This is a genomic window from Limnospira sp. PMC 1279.21, from assembly GCF_032349615.1.
Classification (GTDB): domain Bacteria; phylum Cyanobacteriota; class Cyanobacteriia; order Cyanobacteriales; family Microcoleaceae; genus Limnospira; species Limnospira fusiformis.
This window is the reverse complement of record NZ_JARPLU010000464.1, coordinates 1-774: the sequence shown is the minus strand read 5'-3', so window position 1 is coordinate 774 and position 774 is coordinate 1. Positions and strand designations below refer to the sequence as shown.

At 41.1% G+C, this 774-nt stretch carries 1 protein-coding gene; it reads left to right on the top strand.

Annotation, left to right across the window (positions count from 1 at the left end; all coding sequences use genetic code 11):
• Window positions 1–158: 158 nt before the first annotated feature.
• Window positions 159–719: an REP-associated tyrosine transposase gene (locus P5683_RS25450; RefSeq protein ID WP_006622573.1), complete on the top strand. Its 561-nt coding sequence runs from the start codon at window positions 159–161 to the stop codon at window positions 717–719.
• Window positions 720–774 lie beyond the last annotated feature (55 nt).

The window sequence follows — 774 nt, the reverse complement described above, 5'->3', positions numbered from 1 at the left end:
TTGAACCCGCCCCTACAGATACTTTGATTGGGCGGGGATAGGGCGGGTTTATATGGCTTATCTGTGACTATGATATAGCCCGGTGAACCCGCCCCTACCAATTACCATATACCGGGCGTGAACACGCCGCTACAGATGATTAATGATGGTTTATCAATATGAAATACAATCCTGATATTCATAACCGCCAATCAATTCGTCTTCGAGGATATGATTACAGTCAACCGGGGGCATACTTTGTCACAATTTGTATTTATCATAAACAATGCTTATTGGGTGAAATTAAAGACCAAACTGTAATGCTAAACTGTTATGGTGAAGTGGTTAAATTCAATTGGTTTAACCTAACCAGAGTTTACCCTTTAATTCAGTTAGATAGTTTTGTGATTATGCCTAATCATATTCATGGTATCATTATCTTAACAGACCACAGCCATACTCTCTCAAAAGTTGTTCAAGGTTTCAAAACTTTTTCTAGCCGTAGGATTAATCAATTGCGATCGCTTTCTAAAGTTCCTGTATGGCAAAGGGGATATTATGAACATATAATTAGGGACGAAAACGCATTACAAAAAATTCGAGAATATATCGTCAATAATCCCTATAATTGGAACCAAGACGAAATGCACCCATCCCATCAATTTCCCATTTCCCAAAACATTACCACCCCGTTGGGGCGCGCCTCCGCCGTCAATGAAACTTCCCCACCGGAATTTTGATAAACCCGCCCCCACCCACCGATAATGTAGGGGCGGGTTCTGCCGTCAATGAAAC